The 1,379-nt window shown below is 60.1% G+C and carries 1 protein-coding gene; it reads right to left on the minus strand.

All coding sequences use genetic code 11. The features are described 5' to 3' along the window. Positions 1–278: 278 nt before the first annotated feature. The gene (locus AC0L3X_RS47090; RefSeq protein ID WP_247296495.1) at positions 279–1,310 is read right to left on the minus strand and encodes an IS110 family RNA-guided transposase; all 1,032 of its coding nucleotides are present in this window, start codon (positions 1,308–1,310) and stop codon (positions 279–281) included. Positions 1,311–1,379: the final 69 nt, after the last annotated feature.

The raw sequence follows: 1,379 nt of genomic DNA on the forward strand, positions 1-1,379 counted from the left end.
ACGTATATGGACCCCGCCCGATTGCAACGACTGGCTTGATCAGGATCGACGGCCACAACTGCTGACGTATATCCGGCTTCTTGATGCGGCTGGACAACGTCTCCGCCGCAAGCCTCGATGGTTTTCGCCCGCTTCCACCTCAACGGCCCCGAGACATCGGCGCAAGCCATGCCGGTCCACACATCAGGTTCGGGAAGCGACGGGGTGACCGTTTCGCCATCTCCTGCCATTTGTTGCAATTGCCGGTGAGACCTCCTTTCCTTGATTGCCGCTTCGCTTCAGGCCGCCTTCACCGAAAGCGCCGGCTCATAAGCCGCGCCGCCTGTGAGCATAGCCCACACGATCCGCGCGTTCTTGTTGGCAAGAGCCACGGCCGCGACATTGGGATGGCGCCGTTGCCGCATCTTGCCGAGCCAGAGGCTTCGCGGATCCTGCTTGCCATTAGCACGGCTTAAAGCGGCGCGAGCTCCGTGAATCATCAGCGTCCGCAGGTATCGATCGCCCCGTTTGCTGATGCCGAACAAGCGGGCCCGCCCTCCACTGGATCGCTGCTTGGGTACCAGACCAAGCCAAGCCGCGAACTGTCGGCCGTTCTTGAAACAGCTTCTATCGCCCACGGCGGCGACCAAGGCTGTTGCTGTCACAGGTCCGACGCCTTCGATTTTGCCGAGCCGCTGGCACTGCTCACTCGTACGGAAGATTTCCCTTATCCGCCGGTCATAGGCTGCAATGCGGGTATCAAGCTCGGACAACTCCTCTTGCAGTTCCCTCATGAGCGCTCGGAGCATCTCGCTGAGGTCGTCATTGATGTTTCCTACGATGACCGCGAGGCCACGCCGCAGCTGCGCGATGTCACGGGCAATGACAATCCCATGCTCGGACAGAAGACCGCGAATCTGATTGACGAGCCTGACTCGATCGGCGACCAGGCGCCGGCGAATGCGGTGGACGGCCTGTACCGCCAGCTGATCGGTTGATTTCGGTGGCACGAAGCGCATGGACGGACGACCGACCGCTTCGCAGATGGCTTCCGCATCGTTCTGGTCGTTTTTGTTCGACTTGACGTATGGTGTCACGAACTGAGGGCTGATTAGTCGGACCTGATGGCCAAGCTCCGTGAGCACGCGAGCCCAATAGTGTGCCCCGTTGGAAGCCTCCATGCCGACCAGGCAGGCCGGTAAATTGGCGAAAAAGCCGGCCACCGCATCGCGACGTAACCTCTTTCGCACAACGACTTTCCCGTGGTTGTCGACGCCGTGAACTTCGAAGACATACTTCGCCAGATCTAGACCTATCCGAACGACCTGCATAACATCCTCCTTCGCTGCAGTTGACGCTTGAGATTCCACCGCGGCAAGGGCGGGGTCCATACCATTGGC

This window comes from Bradyrhizobium sp. MI1.7 (assembly GCF_055811795.1).

What these genes read in the sequence shown, in the direction of transcription:
- AC0L3X_RS47090 (WP_247296495.1), bottom strand. Translation starts at nt 1,310, where the DNA reads ATGCAGGTCGTTCGGATAGGTCTAGATCTGGCGAAGTATGTCTTCGAA.